Source organism: Natronorubrum texcoconense (genome assembly GCF_900100335.1).
Taxonomy (GTDB): Archaea; Halobacteriota; Halobacteria; order Halobacteriales; family Natrialbaceae; genus Natronorubrum; species Natronorubrum texcoconense.
Window position 1 is genome coordinate 378,384 of record NZ_FNFE01000002.1, and the last position, 18,081, is coordinate 396,464.

Consider the following 18,081-nt stretch of genomic DNA (forward strand, 5'->3'; position numbering starts at 1 on the left):
CGGGCTCTGTTCCCACAGGGTGATGCCACCCATCGCGCTTCCACACGATGCGAAGGCCGGACCGACCAAGTCTGAGGTCCGCGCCGTCGTCCACTCGAAGCTCGCACTCGAGGACGACGATCACTTCGCGGAGGTCGGCTCCTGTACGGGGGCCGTCACGATCGAAGCCGCACAGCGAGCCGGGCGGGTGACCGCACTCGAGCGGAAACCGGAACGACTCGAGACGACCGAGAAGAACCTCGCGGCCAACGCGGAGTCGGTACGGGCCGACGTCGAACTGCGCAACGAGGAAGCGCCCGAGGGACTGCCCGACGACGCCGACGCGCTCTTTCTGGGCGGGAGCCGGAACTTCGAGGCCGTGTTGGATCACGCCGTCGCAACCGAAATCGACCGGGTCGTGATGAACGTCTCGCGACTCGAGGTTGCAGGCAAGGCGACGGAAGCCTTCCGCGAGCGGGATATCTTAGAGGAGGTCGTCCAGTTCCAGGTGAGCCACGGCTACGAACTCGCCGGGGCGACGAGTTTCAATTCGGACAACCCGGTTTACATGCTGGTCGGAAGCGCGACGCCGGAGTCGGATGACGAAGACGACGGTGGGAAGAAGATCGCTGCGGATGGACGCGGAGGGTCTCGATGACGCTCTTCGGCGTCGGACTCGGTCCCGGCGAGGCCGATCTCGTGACGGTTCGCGGCAAGCAGGTGCTCGAGAACGCGGACGTGGTCTACTCGCCCGGCCGCCTCTCGCGATCGGTCGCCCTCGAGCACGTCGACGAGTCGAAGATCGGGGACCTCGATTTCCCGATGACGAAAGACGAGGAGAAGCTTCGGTCGGCGTGGAAGGAAGCCGCGGCTGAGATCGCGCCGAACGCACGCGAGGGCGACGTCGCCTTCGTCACGCTTGGCGATCCGAACGTCTACTCGACCTTCGGGCACTTGCGCCGGACGATCGACGCCTTTCATCCGGACGTCGAACTCGAGATCGTCCCCGGTGTGAGCGCCGTAACCGCGTTCGCGACCGCGATGGGCGTCGAGATCGAAGCCGGCGCGGGTCTCTCGCTTCGCGAGGCCGCGAACGGCCACAGCCCGACCGGTCCGGACCGGATGATTCTGTTCAAGGTCACCGACGCGCCGGCGACCCACGAGGGGCTCGTCGAAGCCAGCTACGACGTGACATACGGCCGCCGGCTGTTCATGGAACAGGGCGAGACGCTGGTGACGGACGACCCCGCGGAGATCGACGAGCGAGACTACTACACGCTGGCGTACGCCGTGAAGGAGGATCTCGAGGTCGAGCAGGCGACGGCGGCGTTCCAGCAGGAGGGCAACGGAACTGAGGATGCCTCGAGCGAGGACGACTCGACGACGAGCGGCGAACCAGTCGCAGACGGTGGAGAGGTCGTCGTCGAAGAGATGGCGGAAGGCTGTGCACACGGCGACTGTGGAGGCCACTGAACATGACGGAGACAACTACGAACGACGATCCCGACGCAAGCGGCGGCGACCCGCAGGAAGCGATCGACGCCCAGGGAGCACTTCGCCGCGAGGAACTGGACGACCGAATCTTCGATCACAACGCCGGCGACGAACAGGAGGGGATCCCCTTCGTCGGCGCCGGCCCTGGCAACCCGCGACTGCTGACAGTCGCCGGGAAGGAACTGCTCGAGGAGGCCGACCTCGTCGTCCACGCGGGCTCGCTGGTCAACAGCGAACTGTTGGACGAGTACTGCGCCCACGCCGAGCTGGTCAATTCGGTGGGCAAGGATCTCGAGGAACTCATCCCCCTGATGCGCGACGCCTACGAAGACGGCGAGAACGTAGTGCGGCTCCACAGCGGCGATCCCGCGATCTACGGGGCCGCACTCGAGCAGATGGACGCCCTCGAGCACGAGGGCGTTCCGACCTACTTCGTGCCGGGCGTCACCTCGGCCTTCGCTGCGAGCGCGACCCTTCGGACCCAGTTGACGCTCAACGAAGTCTCGAACCACGTCGCGTTCACTCGGCCACAGGGCAAGACCCTGACCGAGGAGGAAGACCACATCTCCGAGTTCGTCGGCATGGGCGACGTGACGAGCTGTATCTACCTCGGCACCCACGCGGTCCGAGATACGATGGATCGGCTGCTCGAGGACGGCCACGACCCCGAAACCCCGGTCGGCGTGATCTACCACGCCTCCTGGCCGGACGAGGACGTCATCATCGGGACGGTTGGGAACATCGCGGACAAGGTTGAGGAGGCCGGCTATCGGGCCTCCGCGATGGTCGTTATCGGCGACGCCGTGACGGGTGCGGGCTACGAGCGATCGTTCCTCTACGGTGACTGGGCCAATCGAGGCTCGAGCGATACGAACGAAACGGAAACGCAAGCGGGGGACGACTGAGATGTCTTGCAGTCACTACCGCGAACACCGTGAAAGCCCCTGGCTCGCTCGACGGCTGCGACTCGCTTCGCTCCTCGCTCCTAACAGTCGCTTCGGTGCTTACATCGTCTCGCTCGCCGAGCGAGCCAGCCCCTTTCAGCCCCACCCACGCGGTGGACTGGACGGGTCGATAGGACGTGGACAGTACGGTTTCGGTACGATGGAGGTTTCACAATGAGTTCAGGAAGCACAAATACGGACGATACGGATAACTCGAGTACCGATTCCGGCGGCCACTGTTCGACGGCAGATTCGGACGGCGAGGTCGCCGAAGAGATCGCGATCATCTCCTTCGGGCGGAAGATGGAGACCGCCGAGGAGATCAAGGACGAGATCGGCGACCGGTACGAGACGATCGACATCATCGAGTACCACGGGACGGTCTTCGACGAGTACTGGGGCGAGTACGACTGCTTCATCGGGCTGATGGCTTCGGGAATCGCGATGCGGAAGACGGCCCATCTGCTCGACGACAAGTGGGACGATCCCGCGATCTGTGTCGTCGACGAGGAACTGACGTGGGCCATCCCGATCACGGGGGGCCACCACGGCGCGAACCAGGTCGCACAGGATCTGGCGACGATGGGCGCGATTCCGGCGATGACCACCGCGAGCGAGGCCGCCGGTAAGCAGGGCGTCGAGTCCCGCGCGAAGGCGATGGACACCCACGTCGTCAACGGCGATTCGACGGTGAAGACGAACCTCGCCGTCCTCGACGACAATCTGGGTCCCGTGGAACGACTCGAGGGCCCGAAAGCCGTCCTCGTCGGCGACGACGTAACGGTCCTGAAGCGAAACAAACGGGACGGGATCGTCATCGGCACCGGCAGCGTTTCCGGCGCGAGCAAGGACTCCTTCATCGCCGCGTGGGAGGAAGCACTCGAGCAAACGGAGTACGACCTCTCGGACGTCGAATTCGTCGGGACTGCAACCCGGAAGGAAGACGAGGAAGGGCTGCTCGAGGCCGCCCAGGAACTCGATCTCGGCGTGGTCGCCTTCGACAAGGAGACGCTCCTCGAGCACGAGGGGCCGACACCATCCAAATCGAAGGAGCTGATCGGCTGGCCCGGCGTCTCGGAGGCGAGTGCGATTGCGGGGAGTGCCGAACAGGAACTGGTGCTCGAGAAGATCGGCTACGAAAACGAGGTTACGGTGGCGATCGGCCGATGAGCGTCGACGATTCAGCTGCCGATACCAGTGACGGCACCCCCGACGACCACGGCACCCTCTACGTCGTCGGCATCGGCCCCGGCCTGCCGGATCATATGACCGCGAAAGCCAAGCGGGTCATCGAGTCCTCGGAGGTCGTCATCGCCTCGAGTCTCTACCAGGAGTTCCTGCGCGACGACGGCACGCTGCCGCCGGAAGACGCCGTCGACGACGAGGGATTTGCGACTCGAGACGACGGCTTCGAACAGGAGATCGTTCGCTCGACGATGGGCCGCCAGATCGAACTCGCCCGCGCGGCGTTCGACTACGTCCGCGAGGGGAAAGACGTCGCTCACGTCTCGGGCGGCGACCCCTCCGTCTACGGGAAATCCGACCTCATCTTCAAAATGGCCGAAGAGGAGGACGCGACGGACGTGCCGATCGAAATCGTTCCCGGCCTCACGGCGGCGCTCGGCGGCTCCGCCAACGTCGGCGCGCCGCTGTGTAACGACTTCTGTACGATCTCGCTGTCGGACAAGTGGCGCGGCTGGGAGGAGATCGAGGAGAAACTGCGCGCAGCCGCAATTTCGGGCTTTGTAATCGTCCTCTACAACTGCTGGCGCAACTACGAACAGGCCGTCGAAATCGTCCGCGAGGAGCGGACCGACGATGCCCTCGTGGCCATCGTCAACGATGCGGGCCGCGAAGACGCCGGCCGCAACGGCGAGAGCGAGTTCATTACGACACTCGGCGAGGCCGCCGACCACGACAACAAGGTCTCCGGGATGGGGACCTCGCTGATCATCGGCAACCACGAGACCGAGACCTGGAGCAACGACGATCGAACGTACCTCGTCACCCCCCGCGGCGGGCGTGACGTCGACGACTTCTGACGAATACACACGACACCCTATACCCATGAGCACAGACACCAACGCAGATGCTGACGACGAATCGACATCGAAGTGCGGTGCCTCGAGCACGACCGAAACGGAGACAGAGTCCTCGAGCGGTTCGAAGTGCGGTGCCTCCTCGAGTGACACCAGCGACGACTCGGGTTCGAAGTGTGGAGCGTCGGGTTCCAGTTCCTCGTCTTCGTCCTCCGGCTCGAACTGTGGCGCCTCGAGTTCGGACGACGACTCGAGCAGCAACGAGCAGGAGGTCGGCGCGAAAGTCGACGATTTCGACGCCGACCCGGGCCAGCTGACCGCCGTCGGTCTCGGGCCCGGTCACGCTGAAGGGATGACCGAGCGCGCGAAGAACGCGTTACTGGATGCCGATCACATCGTCGGCTACACGACCTACATCGAACTGATCCCGGACGAGATCACCGAGCAGGCCGACGACATCTACGACACGCCGATGTGCGGCGAGGTCTCCCGAACCGAGGAGTCGATCGACCGCACGCTCGCGGGCAACGACGTCGCCATCGTCGGCAGCGGCGATCCGAACGTCTACGCGCTTGCAGGACTGGCGCTCGAGATTCTCGAGTCCAAGGGCGCGACGGCCTCGATGGTCGATTTCGAGGTTATTCCGGGCGTCCCCGCAGCCCAGTCCTGTGCGGCCCGTCTCGGGGCGCCGCTGGTCAACGACACCGTCTCGGTCTCGCTGTCGGACCACCTGGTCCCGATGCCGGAGATCGAGTCTCGGCTGCACTCGGTCGCCAGCGAGAACTTCACGATCACGATCTACAATCCGTGGAGCCGCAAGCGCCGGGAGAACTTCCAGAAGTGCTGTGAGATTCTGCTCACCCACCGCGACGAGGATACGCCGGTCGGCATCGTCCACGGCGCGGGTCGCGAGGACGAGCAGGTGATGATCACCGAACTCGCCGAACTCGAGGACTTAGGCGAGAGCGAGATCATCGACATGACGACGACCATCGTTGTCGGCACCGAGGACACCTACGTCTGGGACGACCGGATGGTCACGCCGCGTGGCTACGAGACGAAGTACGACTACTGATTCAACGACGCGACCAGCGAACACACCCAACCCACAATGCCACGATACGAAGTCACCATCGAGAAGGACGCCTGCGACGGCATCTTCGCCTGTCTAACCCGCGATCCGCGGTTCGTCGAGGGCGAGGACGGCCTCGCGACGATCGATCCGAGCGCGGACCCCGTCTACGACTGCGAGGGCGAGGTCACCGACACCGACGAGCGGGTCGTCGCGACGTTCGACGACGACCGCATCGACGAAGCCAAACAGGCCGCCGCGGCCTGTCCGACGGACGCCATCGTCGTCGAGGAGGTGGCCGAATGAGCGAAACCGAACGGCAGATCGAAGTCCCGGCCGACCCGCTCGCGGGTCACCCCGCGACGGCGTACCTCTGGGGGCACGTCGCCGGGAGCGGCGACGTTTCGAATGATGGGATCGAAGTCGTCACTAACGACGAGGAGTCCGCACAGGTACTCGCTGCGGTCGCCGGCGGCAGCCTCGAGCACGAGACGACCAGTCGCGAGTACGCCCACGATACGTCGATCACCCGAACCGAGGACGAGTACACGCTCTCGATCGGCGGAGACGAAGGCGACGACGGGGACACGAGCCTACTCGGCCGCAGCGGCGCGCTCGGCCTTCCCGTCGACGGCCGCGGAAACTACCGATTCGGCGCGTTTGCGAGTCACGACCGTGAACTCCTTCGAGGGTTGCTCGAGGGCTGTGGCACCATCTGCTTCAAGTCCTCGAGCGGCACCGTGGGCATCTCGTTCGTTCACGACGATCAGGACCTGCTCGAACTCACGCGAGAGCTGATCGCCGACTGCCCGGTAGACGCGCCGATGGGCGACCTCGGCGAGACGTCCTCCGGCGGCTACTGGTTCGGCGTCGACGACGACGCCGCGCCCGCGTTCGGCACCTGGCTCTACGAGAACTGCGAGGAGACGGGGCTGTTCGCACCGAGTCGCCGCCGCAAACTCGAGCGCAGCCTCGAGCAGGCCGACGCGTACGAGTAGCCGACCGAGAATCCACAGACAACAGCGATCGAACCGGGCACGATCCGGAACCCCACAATGAGTACACCCGACAACGCCGACGAGACCACGTCCGCTCGCGCCACGGCCTTCGACGACGAAGCCATCCTGCTGATCGGCCACGGCTCTCGCCGCGAGAAGTCGAACGAACAGGTGCGCGAACTGGCCGCCGCCCTCGAGTCGCGACTGGGAATCCCGGTCGACGCCGCGTTTCTCGAACTCGCGGAGCCGGCGATCGACGAGGCCATCGCGGAACTCGCGGCCCTCACCTCGCAGGTGACGGTCGTCCACTGCTCGCTGTTCGCGGCGAGTCACGTCAAGAACGACGTGCCGCTGGCGATCGAACAGGCCCGTGCTGCGTACGACCTCGAGATCGACAACGGGGCCCACCTGGGGGTTCACCCCGCGATTCTGGATCTGCTTGACGACCGCGCCGCCGCGGTCGAAGACGAATTAGGCGTCGACCGCGCCGAAGACGACGTCGCCGTCGTCCTCTGCGGTCGGGGCTCGAGCGATCCGGACGCCAACGGCGACGTGCACAAGCTGGCCCGGCTGCTGTACGAGGGCCGAGAGTTCGACCGCGTCGAGGCGTCGTTTATCGGCGTGACCGAGCCGACGCTCGAGGAGAGCCTCCACGGGCTCTCCAAACACCGGCCAGACGCCGTGGTGGTCCTTCCGTACATGCTCGGCGACGGCGTGCTCACCCAGCGCGTTCGGGACTGGACGACGGAGTTCGATGACGAGTATCCGTACGTCGACGCACTCGCTGGCGACCCGCTCGGCACCGACTCGAGGCTCCTCGACGTCTTCGCTGACCGCTGGCAGGAGGCCCGCAGCGACAGCGTGGAGATGTCCTGTGACACCTGTAAGTACAAGGTGGATCTCGAGGGGTACGAGGAGGACGTCGGCGGCGCGCGAGCGATGCTGCGCGCACTGGCCCACCAGCAGTCCCACGCGGATCGCGAAGACGTCGACGACGAACCGCACAGCCACGACGCACCGGGGAAGCACGTCGCGGTCTGTACCAACCAAACCTGTGCGAAGATGGGGTCGCCGGCGGTGCTCGAGCGCCTTCGACAGGCGGCCCGCGACTCCGACCACTGCGACGCCCGCATCACCCGTACCTCGTGTCTCGGCCGCTGCGGCGACGGGCCGATGGTCGCCGTCTACCCGGATGGCATCTGGTACGGCGACGTCGCGAGCGAGGACGCCGAGCGGATCGTCGGCGACCATCTCGATCGCGACCGGATCGTCAGCGATCTGGTCGACCAGACGCTCTGAAAGCGGAATCGACACGAAACTATCGGACGCGAACACCACATCTGAAGATCACACATGAGCTGCCACGAAATCGAAGCGCTACGACTCGGACTGATGAACGTCCTCGGCGTCGGGGACCAGAGTACCCGCGACCACGCCGAGAAGGAACTCGAGGGCCACCTCGAGGGTCCCATCGAGGCCCTCGTCGAGGCCGAGAGCCTCACGGCGATCGAACGCCACCTCGACGCCGCACTCGTCGACTTAGAGGAGGAGGTCGCCGGAATGGATACCGATGATCCCGAGTACGACTATACGCAGGGACGGCTGCTCGAAGTCCGCAACGCCGAACGGACGATTCAGCGACTGACCGCGCAAGGCGAGAGCATCGTCGACGGACTCGGTGAGTCCCACGACATGCTTCACGAGACCTTCCCGGTCGAGGACTGACCATGGCCGGGACTGCTAACGCCGACCGCGAAGAGGAACGGGAACAGTCGCTCGAGTTCCAGTCGATCCCGCTGGGTGAGATCGAGACGGCCCGGAGTCGCCACATGTGGACACGATCTGCGGTCCACGTCGTTTCGGGTGGCGACCTCGTCGTCACGGGCGAGTGGGACGGGACCGTGACCGCTCGCGAGATCGGATCGGGATCGGAGTCGCTCGAGAGCCGCTGGGCCGTCGATCACCCGGACCACGCCGTTGGCATCACGACGATCGAGAGCGATGGCGGCGACGGAACCGTCGTCGTCGCCGGCCGCGGCGAAACCGGGACGATCGCGGGCTACGACGCCGCGACGGGCGAACAAGAGTGGCGGTACGACACGGTCGACGACCTCGGCGAGGCCGTCAAAGACACCGTCTTCTATCTGCCCTACGTCGTCTCAATCGAAACGGGAACCGATGCCGACGGCACCCAACGGCTCTACGCCGCCGCGCGACGCTACGAGCGCGACGGTGAAACCCGCCAGTGGCACAGCACCGTCTACGCGTTCGAGCCCGATGGATCGATCCGCTGGACGTACGAGACCGACGCCTCGCCCATCGCGATGGATCTGGACGAGACGGGCGAGCGTCTGGCGGTCGGCTACAATCGCTGTATGGGTGACCACGACACCGGACTCGTCGTCCTCGAGACCGAGACGGGAGACCTCGAGTGGACCTGGGACCCCGGCACGGAGGGAGACCGACGCGTCGGCGACGTGTCCTTCGACGGCGACTCGATCGCGGTCTCGAGTCACGGCGACAAACGAGGCTATCTGCTCGGTCCCGGCGGGGCCGAGCGGTGGCGCGTGGATCTGGCGATCGAGACCGATATCGGCGACGAGACGCTCTACGCGTATCCGAACCACGCTACTGCGAACGACGGTCGCGTGACGTTCGTGACCGGCAACACCTACGCCGTCGAGAGCCGCGAGACCGAACGTCGCCATCCCAACGAACACCGAATCGCGACGTACGACGTCGACGGCGAGTTGCGATGGGACGACGAGGTTCGCGGATTCGTACACGGTCTGGACGATGACGGCGACACGGTCGTCGCGCCCTGCGCGCAGAGCTTCCGCGTCCGCGACCCCGAGACGCACGCCGTCCGTTGGTTCGACCGCGAGTCCGGCCTGATCGGAATCGAACGCCTCGAGGGAATTGCCACCGCTGCCGCCGCAGCCGACGGGACGCTCGCGGCGATCGAAGAACCGGTCGAGTACCACGACGAAGGGCAGACGCGTGGCGAGTACGCCCTGCACGTCGCCTCGCTCGAGTAGGTCGACGGAAACTATCGGTTTGAAACCTAGTTTGAGGGTCTCGTTCGCCCTCCTAGAGAGCCGTCTGGCTCACAATCGTTCTGTACGACCAACAGTCGCATACGCAAGGCCAATTACCACAACGCTAACTCACGTGAGTTTGCCCGTATAATGACAACGGGCCTAGAAGATGTTGGCTCCGAGGAGTGTTCCGATCCGAAGGAGGTCGAGGACTCCTCGAGTCACTGTCACGGCGGTGAGCAAGCGGAGCTAACGGATCGCAGACTGATGACCGACGGCGGTCAAGCGGAGATGGCAGACGAGGACGCCGAAGAAGAATCGGCCGAGGAAGAATCGACCGAAGTGGAAGAAACCGGTGAGGGTGACGACGCTTCGACCGACGAGGAAACCGAAGAGAGCGAAGACGAAACAGAAGCCCAAGAGGAGGGCGAAGAAGACGAGAGCGAAGCCGAAGAGCAGGAAGTTGACGAAGCAGAGTCTGAAGACGAAGAAGATGAGAGCGAAGCCGAATCTGAGGACGAAGAGACAGCAGCGGAAGAAACCGAGAGCGGCGACGAAGCGGACGAAACGGAAGAAGCGGAAGAGCCGGAAATCTCGGACGAAGAAGCCGAAGAACCGGAAGTAGCGGCCGAAGCAGCGGACGAAGAAGGTGAGGAGGAGGCAGAAGCCGAAGAAGACGAGGACGAACTGGACGCCACCGGCGACCTCGTCGAAGACGACCGTGAGGAGGGCCACGCCGACGACGCCGAAGTGGTGTACGAGAGCGACGACGCCTCCGGCGTCCTGCACCTCGACCTCGACGGGCTGTTTCTCGACCTGCTCGGTCTCGAGGTCAACCTGAACCCGGTTACGCTCGATATCTCGGCCCGCCCCGGTGAGAACAATCTGCTCGGGAACCTCCTCTCTGCGGTGACGGGTCTGCTGGACGGACCCGGTGCGATGCTGGACAAGGCGAAGTCGCTGCTGAAGAAGCCGCTGGAACTGCTCAAAAAGGTTCCTGGGAAGGCGAAGGAGCTACTCAGCGGTCTGCTCGAGAAACCGAAGAAACTGCTCAGCGGTCTGCTCGAGAAGCCGAAGAAGTTCCTCAGCGGATTGCTGAGCAAACCGAAGGAACTGTTGAGCAAGCTCCTCGGAATCGGTGGCGAAGAGGCAGCAGACGAAGACGCTGCGGCGGACGAAAAAGGTGAGGAGGAAGCCGAATCCGGCGGTCGCCTCTCCTCGCTCGCGAGTTGGCTGAAGGGAATCGTCAGCAAGCCCGTCGAGTGGCTCCGCGGGCTCTTCGGCGGTGCAGACGAGGAGCCGGCCACCGAAGATGAAGCAGAAGCCGACAAGGGCGAAGAAAGCGACGCCGAGCCGGCGGACGAAGAGGAGACTGCAGAAGAGGAGTCTCCGGGACGGATCTCTGCGGCGACAAGTTGGCTGAAGGAGAAGCTACTCGGCCTCGTCCCTGGACTCCCAGTCGAAGACCTCGTGGCGGCGGTCGTGAGCCAGGTAATCGAACAGGTGATCGAGCAGTTAGAACCGGACGACCAACAGGACGAATCGGGTGACCAGCCCGAGGCACAATCACAGGAGGCAGCCTAATCATGAGCGAAGAATCTGAATCATCATCGATAGCGCAGCGCATCGATTTCGAAAAAGTCACCGAGAACGTCGACGTCGACGAACTAATCGAGGGAACCCAGTGGGAAGACGAGATCGACGAGGACCAGCCGCTGGGGGAAGCCCTCGGCGGACAGATCGGTGCGCTCGTCGGCCGAAAGGTCGGCGAGTCCATCGGGCGGACGATCGGCGATATGGTCGTCGACGAACTCCTCAGCCCCGACGAGGAGCCCGAAATTGAGGCCGACGAAGACGATGACGAAGAGGCGGACGAGGAAGAAGCGGAAGACGAAGATGCCGAAGAAGACAGCGACGACGAGGAAGCGGAGTCCGACGACGAAACTGAAGACGAAGAAGAGGAAGAAGCCGACGAGTCCGAAGCGGAAGAGACGGACGAGTCCGCGGACGAAGGCTCCGAGGAGGACGACGAAGCGTCGGCAGACGAGGGTGAGGAGGACAGCGACGACGACTCGAGCGGGGAGACAGAGGCCGGAGACGACTCAGCGGAAGAGGACGAGGAGGAGTGACCATGGCGACGAACCACCCTTCCGACGCGGAAACGAGTGCCCGTCGAGGTGTAGCCCATGAGTGACGGCGGGCTCAAAGAGATGGTCGCCCGGGAGGTAAGCGACCAGATCGACGTGGCCGATCTGCTCGGCGACGGGAGCCTCGAGGACAACATCGACGGCGGCGACATCGGCGCCGCGGTGGGTCGCGAGTTCGGCGAGCGCGTCGGTCGTGAACTCGGCGCCTCGATCGGCCGCGGGATCCACGAATCGATCGCCGCGGGGATCGAGGAGGAGAAAGACCGCAAGGAGGTACAGTCGGACCTCAAGTCGGCGATCCGCGACGGTATCGCGGAAACGGTCGAACAGAACGAGGCCAAGGAGTCAGTCAAGTCGCTCGCCCAGAGCGCGACCGAGGGAAGCGATCTCGAGGGACTCCTCGAGAGCGACTCCGAAGCGGAATCGGAGTCCGAGAGCGACGGCGAATCCGAGGAGACGGAGTCCGATGCGGCGGACTCGATCGAGTCGGTCGTCGAGGAGGTCAGCGAGAGCAGCGGACTCGACGAGTTCCTCGAGGCCGACGAGGCGTCCGAGGAGGAGGCAGATGCCGAAGACGACGGGGCTGAATCCGAAGACGAGGAGTCGGATGCCGACGAGATGGACGACGAAGCGGCGGAGGAAGCGGACGTTGAAGACGAGGAGACCGACGCTGAAGACGAAGAGACGGATTCAGCGGACGAAGAGGGTGACACCGAAGACGAAGCGGCGGAGTCCGAAAGCGAGGACGACGGCGGGGAGGAGTCCGAATCGACGGACGAGTCCGAGGCCGACGACGTCGACGAGGAGAGCGCCGGCGAGGACTCCGATGCCTCCGTCGAAGATATCGAGGATCTGCGACGAGACACCCTCGAGGACTTCCTCGGCGTCATGTCCTACGAGGATCTGCAGTCGGTGGCCAAAGACGTCGACGTGAAGGCGAACCTTAGCCGCGAGGAGATGACCGAAGAGATCATCGCAGCGGTGACGGACGAGGACGACGAGTCGAACGACGAGAACTCGGAAGCGGAAGCCGAAGCCGAGTAACCGACCGTCGTCCCTCGAGCGTTCACCGTCCGAGATCACCGGTACTGCGAACCGACGGCCGAACGCCGACCGACAGCGACAGAGAGACACTATGAGCCAAGACCTCCACGAACAGGTGAGCGAGATACTGCACGACGCCGAGACAGCGAGCGGTTCGATGATCACCGACGACGAGTCGGACGGACCCGACCTGCTCGAGACCGCCGAGCGGGCGAGCGACCTCCTCGAGTCGTCCGACCCGGACGACCTCCTCGAGGCGGTCGGGCTGGACGAACTGCCGGACGGCAGCGAACCCGACTCGCTTCCGGCGGCTATCGCACAGGGTGACCCCGAACAGGTCGAAGAACTCCAACGGCTGCTCCACCTCGGAAATCTCGCCGACGGGGACGACGGTGGTGCGCTCGAGGGGGCCGTCGGAGCGATACAGCAGTCGATCGACGACGGCGAGGACGAGGCGACGGACGAATCCGCGACGGCGGCGGACGATGGTGGCGACTCCGACGATGCGTCGGAGGCTGACGAAGACGTTGATGAAGACGCGGACGAATCCGAGAGCGAAGAGGGGGTCGTCCAGAAAGCGGTCGAATCAGTCACCGGCGACGATGACAGCGATGCGTCGGCCGACGGCGAAGCAGACGAAGGTGAATCAGGCGAGGGCGGGATCGTCCAGGAGGCGGTCGAGTCGGTTACCGGCGACGACGGTGACGAATCGGAACGCGAGGGTGGCGGGGCTCGAGAGGCCGTCGAATCGGTCGCTGAAGGTGCCAGCGACGCTCTCGGGAGCGACGATGCGGACGAAGCCGAGTCCGGCGACGAAGACGGCGAATCCGATGAGGAAACGGGCGACAGCATCGGCGACCAGCTCAGATCGACGATGGAGTCGACGTTCTCGGACGTCGGCGACGACCTCGAGGGACTCCAGGAGCGACTGCAGGAACGGTCTGCTAGCTCCGTCGGCAGCGAGACCGACGACGCAGACGATGCGGAAGCCGACGAGGAGGACGAAGACGACGGGCTACTCGGCTCGGGACTCGGCTCGGATCAGGACCGCGGGACGTCCTCCGGCGGGGCGACGCGCCACTCCACGATGGCACCACCGCCATCGGAGCGCGCCGATATGAAAGGGACCGCCCGTCACTCGACGATGCCCGACAAACACTGATCGTCACCTCGAGCCACACCGCACACCGCGTGTAGCCGGCACAGGACCGCTGAACCCTTATCCGCCGTCCCGACGTTCGGAACGAATATGAGACACGTTAGCGAGACGCAGGTCCACGAGTGGCTGGACGAGACGGCGATTCGCGACGTGACCGCCCACACCGACGAGGAGACGGCGTTCAACCTGCAGGTCGAACTCTCACAGCTGCCGGTCCACGTCATCAAGGAAGGCGAGTGGGATCCGGTCAGAATCGTCGGTCGGAGCGGCTTCGACACCGAACGGACGAAAGACCTCCTCCGGGACGATCAGCGGCGAAGCGAACTCCTCGAGTACGTCGGACCGATGCTGGCGGCGACGCCCGGGTTCTACACGTTTCTCGACTCGGCGGGGGAGTCCTGCCAGCTTCGACGCGCCGAGACCGTCCAAGTCGAGTACCGGCTCTACCCCGACGGGGCCAGCCAGCAGGCGCTGATGGACGCCGTGATGGCCATCGCGACGAGCATGCGCTACGTCAGAAACGTCGTCGCGGTGGTCGGCGCTCGAGCGCCGGCAGACGACGAGTGACGGAGGACCACGTGAGTCTCGGCACGGCGAGTCAGATCAGTCGTCTTGCTTCCAGTCGTCGATGAAGAGCCGAACCCCCATGATAGGGATGAACAGGAAAAACGCGAGCATCACCGCGCCGACGAACACGGCGTTGACGAACCGCGGAGAGAGTTCGAGCGAGACGGTCCCCCACGCGATGAGAAATCCGCCGCCAAGCGAGACGGCCACGAGGACGAGCAGATCAGTCCGAGTTACCGGGACTTCCTCGGTCATAGCTGCGTCTACGTCCCGCGGCATATATAGTAGACACTGAAAGTCAATGCACACCCGGTCGCTGGACAGCGTTGCGATCGGTGTGTAAATCGTTTCAGTGTCTACTATAGTGCGACGAGGTTTCGGCCGAACCCGAACGGTCGCGCCGGTGTGCTCGCATCGGGCGTAGGGCTTTGGTTCAGCGGGGCAAACGAGCAGGCATGTACGACGCGATCCTCGTCGCGACGGACGGGAGCGAGACGGCGGCCGAGGCCGTCGAACACGCGATCGAACTCGCCCGACAGGTCGACGCCACGCTGAGCGCGATCGCCGTCCTCGAGAGCCGAACCGAGTACGACAACGCCATCGTCGATCCAGAGACGGTCGATCGACGACGCCGGGAGCAGGCCGCGGCGACGCTCGGAGAGATCGTGGAATCCGGAGACGACGCCGGGGTCCAGGTCGAGACGGCGATTCGGAACGGCGTCCCGTCCGAGGAGATCGTCGCGTACGCCGACGAGCAGGCTGTTGACGCGATCGTTATCGGGGCGCGCGGCCGCTCGTCGCTCCGCGGCGCGCTCCTCGGAAGCACCGTCGACCGGGTGGTCAGAACCGCGCCCCAAGCGGTACTGGTCGTCGGTGGTGACAGCAGCCAGTAACGCCTCGACTCGTTGTCGGAGGCCGAACATTTACCTCGAGTGTCGTCGCAGATAGTGGCATGACGTTACTCGTCCCCTTCGATGCATCGCCGCTCGCGAGCAAAGCGCTCGAGAAAGCCTCGACGTTCGGCGACCTCCTCGACGAGGAACTCGTCGTGCTGACGGTGATCCCCGACGACGCGGAGTACGCGAGAGATCGAGGGTGGATTACGGAGGGAGAGCCGTTCAACGCCGACGCCATCGAAACGGGTATTCAGAACCGAGCGAGCGAGATCGCACCGGAGGCGACCTACCGGACGGAGCGCGTCAGCTCCGACGAACCGACGGCGACGTCGACGACGAACGTCGTCCGAGAGATCAGGCGTATCGCCGCCGAAATCGGTGCCTCGGTGGTGTTCATCGGCTCGGAGAACGCCGGCTCGGTGATCGCCCCGCAGTCGAGCGTCGGCAACCCCGTCGCCAGCGACCACCGCTACGACGTGTACGTCGTCCGCGAACCCGGCGGAGAGATCGATCCCGCGGAGCTGGCGGACATCGACTCGACGATCGACTGAGCCGACGAACGCCCGACCCGTCCACCGAGGCACGTCCTCGGTCGAAGCGAGAACGGGAGGGTAGAAACCCCAGGCTGCGCAGCCGAGATCCACAGACGGGAGGAACGTTTATTCCGCTGACTGTCCTCGGTTCGAACGTACTATGGTCGATCGGAACGGGTGGGGAGGCGACCGTCCCGTCCTCACCGGATCCCGCCGCAGCCCGCCACCGTCGTTCGTCGAACAGGCGAACGTCACGGACTCGGGCATCTACGACGAGTTCGACGCTAACTGGCCCGACTGCTGGGAACGTGCAGCCGACTTGCTCTCCTGGAACCGGCCGTACGAGACCGTCCTCGAGGACGAAAACGCCCCCTTCTACCGGTGGTTCACCGGCGGGCAACTGAACGCGGCCGAAAACTGCGTCGACCGCCACCTCGAGGCGGGCCGCAAGACCCACACCGCGATTCGTTGGGAGGGAAAACACGGCGACCGGAAGACGTACACCTACCGGGATCTGTACGTCGCGATCAACGAGTTCGCCGCCGCTCTCCGGGAGTTGGGCGTCGAAGAGGACGACGTGGTGACGATCTATCTCCCGATGATCCCGGAGCTCCCGATCGCGATGCTCGCGTGCGCCCGAATCGGCGCCCCACACAGCGTCGTCTTCGCCGGGCTATCGGCGGACGCGCTCGCGACGCGGATGGACGCCGCCGACAGCGAGTTTCTCGTCACCTGCGACGGCTACTACCGTCGCGGCGACGCCTTCAACCAGAAGAGCAAGGCCGACAACGCACGGCTCAAACTCGCACAGGACGTTCGAACGGTCGTCGTCGACCGACTCGGCGAGGACCTGCCCCACGTCCTCGGGGACGAGGAGTTCGACTACCACGGCCTCCGCGAGGAGTTCGCGGGCGAAACGGTCGAACCCGTCCCGAGAGACGCCGAGGACATGCTGTTCCTGATGTACACGTCGGGGACGACAGGCGAGCCGAAAGGCGTCGTCCACACGACCGGCGGCTACCTCTCCCACGTCGCGTGGACGAGCCACGCGGTCCTGGACGTCAAGCCCGAAGACACCTACTGGTGTGCCGCCGACATCGGCTGGATCACCGGCCACTCCTACATCGTCTACGGGCCGCTCGCGCTCGGGACGACGACGGTAATGTACGAGGGGACGCCCGACTACCCCGACCGCGATCGTCTCTGGGAGATCGTCGACCGGAACGCCGTCGACATCTTTTACACCGCGCCGACGGCGATTCGGGCGTTCATGAAGTGGGGTGAGGACTACCCCGATCGCCACGACCTCTCCTCGCTGCGGCTGCTCGGAAGCGTGGGCGAACCGATCAGCCCGCGCCCGTGGAACTGGTACTACGAGCACGTCGGCAACGGCGAGTGCCCGGTCGTCGACACCTGGTGGCAGACCGAGACCGGAGCGGTGACGATCTCGACACTGCCCGGGATCGACGAGATGAAACCCGGCGCTGCCGGGCCGGGGCTGCCCGGGATCGACGTTCGCGTCGTCGACGAATCGGGCGAGCCCGTCGAGCCCGGGGAGTCCGGCTACCTCACCATCGCCCGGCCGTGGCCGGGGATGGTCCGAACGCTGTACGACGGCGACGACCGGTTCCGGGCGGAGTACTGGGACCAGTTTTCGGCCCCCGACCGCGGGGAGTGGTGGTACGGCAGCGGCGACGCCGCTCGCATCGACGAGGACGGCTACATCACCGTCCTCGGCCGGGTCGACGACGTGATCAACGTCTCCGGCCGACGGCTGAGCACGATGGAGATCGAGAGCGCGATCACCGGCGTCGAAGGCGTCGCCGAAGCCGCCGTCGTCGGCCGCTCGAGCGGAACGAACGGAACCGACATTCAGGCCTACGTCAGCACCGAGGGTGGCTACGACGACCAGGGCGCGGTCCACGAGGCAATCGTCGACAACATCGAAGCTGCGATCGGGCCGATCGCCCGCCCGACTGACGTGCTCTTTACGCCAGAACTCCCGAAGACGCGCTCGGGGAAGATCATGCGACGGCTACTCGAGGACGTTGCGAACGACGAGGAACTCGGCGATACCAGCGCGCTCCGGAATCCCGAGATCGTCGGCGAAATTCAGGCCGAGATTCGCGAGGAGTGAGCTGATTTAGAACCTGTTTCGCTGATTCAAATGA

20 protein-coding genes are annotated in these 18,081 nt (G+C 64.9%); 19 read left to right on the forward strand and 1 reads right to left on the reverse strand.

The window, feature by feature from the left end; genetic code table 11:
• Window positions 1–22: 22 nt before the first annotated feature.
• The 16 genes from cbiT to BLT08_RS08190 all read left to right on the forward strand — a co-directional run bounded on the left by cbiT (window position 23) and on the right by BLT08_RS08190 (window position 14,481).
• Window positions 23–637: a precorrin-6Y C5,15-methyltransferase (decarboxylating) subunit CbiT gene (cbiT, locus tag BLT08_RS08115; protein ID WP_090304760.1), complete on the forward strand. Its 615-nt coding sequence runs from the start codon at window positions 23–25 to the stop codon at window positions 635–637.
• Window positions 634–1,452, forward strand: coding sequence for a cobalt-factor II C(20)-methyltransferase (locus BLT08_RS08120; protein WP_090304762.1), 819 nt, complete (start codon window positions 634–636; stop codon window positions 1,450–1,452). The genes cbiT and BLT08_RS08120 overlap by 4 nt, the downstream gene beginning before the upstream one ends.
• A gap of 2 nt (window positions 1,453–1,454) precedes the next feature.
• Window positions 1,455–2,378: a cobalt-precorrin-4/precorrin-4 C(11)-methyltransferase gene (locus BLT08_RS08125; RefSeq protein WP_090304764.1), complete on the forward strand. Its 924-nt coding sequence runs from the start codon at window positions 1,455–1,457 to the stop codon at window positions 2,376–2,378.
• A 213-nt stretch (window positions 2,379–2,591) separates the two neighbouring features.
• Complete coding sequence (cbiG, locus tag BLT08_RS08130; protein ID WP_090304766.1) at window positions 2,592–3,587, forward strand: cobalt-precorrin 5A hydrolase; 996 nt, start codon at window positions 2,592–2,594, stop codon at window positions 3,585–3,587.
• Window positions 3,584–4,459 (forward strand): precorrin-3B C(17)-methyltransferase, encoded by an 876-nt coding sequence (locus BLT08_RS08135; protein ID WP_090304768.1) that lies wholly within the window; start codon window positions 3,584–3,586, stop codon window positions 4,457–4,459. Before cbiG ends, BLT08_RS08135 begins: the two co-directional genes overlap by 4 nt.
• Window positions 4,460–4,484: 25 nt before the next feature.
• Window positions 4,485–5,531: a precorrin-3B C(17)-methyltransferase gene (gene cobJ / locus BLT08_RS08140; protein WP_090304770.1), complete on the forward strand. Its 1,047-nt coding sequence runs from the start codon at window positions 4,485–4,487 to the stop codon at window positions 5,529–5,531.
• Between the two features lie 36 nt (window positions 5,532–5,567).
• Complete coding sequence (locus BLT08_RS08145) at window positions 5,568–5,834, forward strand: ferredoxin (protein ID WP_090304772.1); 267 nt, start codon at window positions 5,568–5,570, stop codon at window positions 5,832–5,834.
• Entirely contained in the window at window positions 5,831–6,526 is a 696-nt protein-coding gene (locus BLT08_RS08150) for a cobalamin biosynthesis protein (protein WP_090304774.1), read from the forward strand. The genes BLT08_RS08145 and BLT08_RS08150 overlap by 4 nt, the downstream gene beginning before the upstream one ends.
• 57 nt (window positions 6,527–6,583) lie before the next feature.
• On the forward strand, window positions 6,584–7,825 hold the full coding sequence (locus tag BLT08_RS08155; protein ID WP_090304776.1) for a CbiX/SirB N-terminal domain-containing protein: 1,242 nt from the start codon (window positions 6,584–6,586) through the stop codon (window positions 7,823–7,825).
• A gap of 54 nt (window positions 7,826–7,879) precedes the next feature.
• Window positions 7,880–8,251 carry a DUF3209 family protein gene (locus tag BLT08_RS08160; protein WP_090304778.1) on the forward strand — a complete coding sequence of 124 codons (372 nt, stop codon included), beginning with the start codon at window positions 7,880–7,882 and terminating at the stop codon, window positions 8,249–8,251.
• Window positions 8,252–8,253: 2 nt separating this feature from the next.
• Window positions 8,254–9,564: an outer membrane protein assembly factor BamB family protein gene (locus tag BLT08_RS08165; RefSeq protein WP_090304780.1), complete on the forward strand. Its 1,311-nt coding sequence runs from the start codon at window positions 8,254–8,256 to the stop codon at window positions 9,562–9,564.
• 150 nt (window positions 9,565–9,714) lie between these two features.
• A complete protein-coding gene (locus BLT08_RS08170) occupies window positions 9,715–11,148 on the forward strand; it encodes a DNA primase (RefSeq protein WP_090304782.1) in 1,434 nt (477 codons plus the stop codon).
• 2 nt (window positions 11,149–11,150) lie between these two features.
• Window positions 11,151–11,693, forward strand: a complete 543-nt coding sequence (locus tag BLT08_RS08175) for a hypothetical protein (protein WP_090304784.1) — start codon at window positions 11,151–11,153, stop codon at window positions 11,691–11,693.
• 57 nt (window positions 11,694–11,750) lie between these two features.
• A complete protein-coding gene (locus BLT08_RS08180; RefSeq protein WP_090304786.1) occupies window positions 11,751–12,755 on the forward strand; it encodes a hypothetical protein in 1,005 nt (334 codons plus the stop codon).
• Window positions 12,756–12,846: 91 nt separating this feature from the next.
• The gene (locus tag BLT08_RS08185) at window positions 12,847–13,917 is read left to right on the forward strand and encodes a hypothetical protein (RefSeq protein WP_090304788.1); all 1,071 of its coding nucleotides are present in this window, start codon (window positions 12,847–12,849) and stop codon (window positions 13,915–13,917) included.
• An 87-nt stretch (window positions 13,918–14,004) separates the two neighbouring features.
• A complete protein-coding gene (locus tag BLT08_RS08190) occupies window positions 14,005–14,481 on the forward strand; it encodes a hypothetical protein (protein ID WP_090304793.1) in 477 nt (158 codons plus the stop codon).
• Between the two features lie 36 nt (window positions 14,482–14,517).
• Here BLT08_RS08190 and BLT08_RS08195 read toward each other — a convergent pair whose 3' ends face one another.
• Window positions 14,518–14,736 carry a hypothetical protein gene (locus BLT08_RS08195; protein ID WP_090304794.1) on the reverse strand — a complete coding sequence of 73 codons (219 nt, stop codon included), beginning with the start codon at window positions 14,734–14,736 and terminating at the stop codon, window positions 14,518–14,520.
• Window positions 14,737–14,936: 200 nt separating this feature from the next.
• Between BLT08_RS08195 and BLT08_RS08200 the strand changes: the two genes are divergently transcribed.
• From BLT08_RS08200 to acs, 3 genes are all read left to right on the forward strand, one after another.
• On the forward strand, window positions 14,937–15,374 hold the full coding sequence (locus BLT08_RS08200) for a universal stress protein (protein WP_090304796.1): 438 nt from the start codon (window positions 14,937–14,939) through the stop codon (window positions 15,372–15,374).
• 59 nt (window positions 15,375–15,433) lie between these two features.
• On the forward strand, window positions 15,434–15,928 hold the full coding sequence (locus BLT08_RS08205) for a universal stress protein (protein WP_090304799.1): 495 nt from the start codon (window positions 15,434–15,436) through the stop codon (window positions 15,926–15,928).
• Window positions 15,929–16,070: 142 nt separating this feature from the next.
• Window positions 16,071–18,047 (forward strand): acetate--CoA ligase, encoded by a 1,977-nt coding sequence (gene acs / locus BLT08_RS08210; protein WP_090304801.1) that lies wholly within the window; start codon window positions 16,071–16,073, stop codon window positions 18,045–18,047.
• The last annotated feature ends 34 nt before the right edge of the window (window positions 18,048–18,081 follow it).

Coding starts and splice junctions, on each gene's coding strand:
- cbiT (WP_090304760.1), top strand. CDS start 23: ATGCCACCCATCGCGCTTCCACACGATGCGAAGGCCGGACCGACCAAG.
- BLT08_RS08120 (WP_090304762.1), top strand. CDS start 634: ATGACGCTCTTCGGCGTCGGACTCGGTCCCGGCGAGGCCGATCTCGTG.
- BLT08_RS08125 (WP_090304764.1), top strand. CDS start 1,455: ATGACGGAGACAACTACGAACGACGATCCCGACGCAAGCGGCGGCGAC.
- cbiG (WP_090304766.1), top strand. CDS start 2,592: ATGAGTTCAGGAAGCACAAATACGGACGATACGGATAACTCGAGTACC.
- BLT08_RS08135 (WP_090304768.1), top strand. CDS start 3,584: ATGAGCGTCGACGATTCAGCTGCCGATACCAGTGACGGCACCCCCGAC.
- cobJ (WP_090304770.1), top strand. CDS start 4,485: ATGAGCACAGACACCAACGCAGATGCTGACGACGAATCGACATCGAAG.
- BLT08_RS08145 (WP_090304772.1), top strand. CDS start 5,568: ATGCCACGATACGAAGTCACCATCGAGAAGGACGCCTGCGACGGCATC.
- BLT08_RS08150 (WP_090304774.1), top strand. CDS start 5,831: ATGAGCGAAACCGAACGGCAGATCGAAGTCCCGGCCGACCCGCTCGCG.
- BLT08_RS08155 (WP_090304776.1), top strand. CDS start 6,584: ATGAGTACACCCGACAACGCCGACGAGACCACGTCCGCTCGCGCCACG.
- BLT08_RS08160 (WP_090304778.1), top strand. CDS start 7,880: ATGAGCTGCCACGAAATCGAAGCGCTACGACTCGGACTGATGAACGTC.
- BLT08_RS08165 (WP_090304780.1), top strand. CDS start 8,254: ATGGCCGGGACTGCTAACGCCGACCGCGAAGAGGAACGGGAACAGTCG.
- BLT08_RS08170 (WP_090304782.1), top strand. CDS start 9,715: ATGACAACGGGCCTAGAAGATGTTGGCTCCGAGGAGTGTTCCGATCCG.
- BLT08_RS08175 (WP_090304784.1), top strand. CDS start 11,151: ATGAGCGAAGAATCTGAATCATCATCGATAGCGCAGCGCATCGATTTC.
- BLT08_RS08180 (WP_090304786.1), top strand. CDS start 11,751: ATGAGTGACGGCGGGCTCAAAGAGATGGTCGCCCGGGAGGTAAGCGAC.
- BLT08_RS08185 (WP_090304788.1), top strand. CDS start 12,847: ATGAGCCAAGACCTCCACGAACAGGTGAGCGAGATACTGCACGACGCC.
- BLT08_RS08190 (WP_090304793.1), top strand. CDS start 14,005: ATGAGACACGTTAGCGAGACGCAGGTCCACGAGTGGCTGGACGAGACG.
- BLT08_RS08195 (WP_090304794.1), bottom strand. CDS start 14,736: ATGACCGAGGAAGTCCCGGTAACTCGGACTGATCTGCTCGTCCTCGTG.
- BLT08_RS08200 (WP_090304796.1), top strand. CDS start 14,937: ATGTACGACGCGATCCTCGTCGCGACGGACGGGAGCGAGACGGCGGCC.
- BLT08_RS08205 (WP_090304799.1), top strand. CDS start 15,434: ATGACGTTACTCGTCCCCTTCGATGCATCGCCGCTCGCGAGCAAAGCG.
- acs (WP_090304801.1), top strand. CDS start 16,071: ATGGTCGATCGGAACGGGTGGGGAGGCGACCGTCCCGTCCTCACCGGA.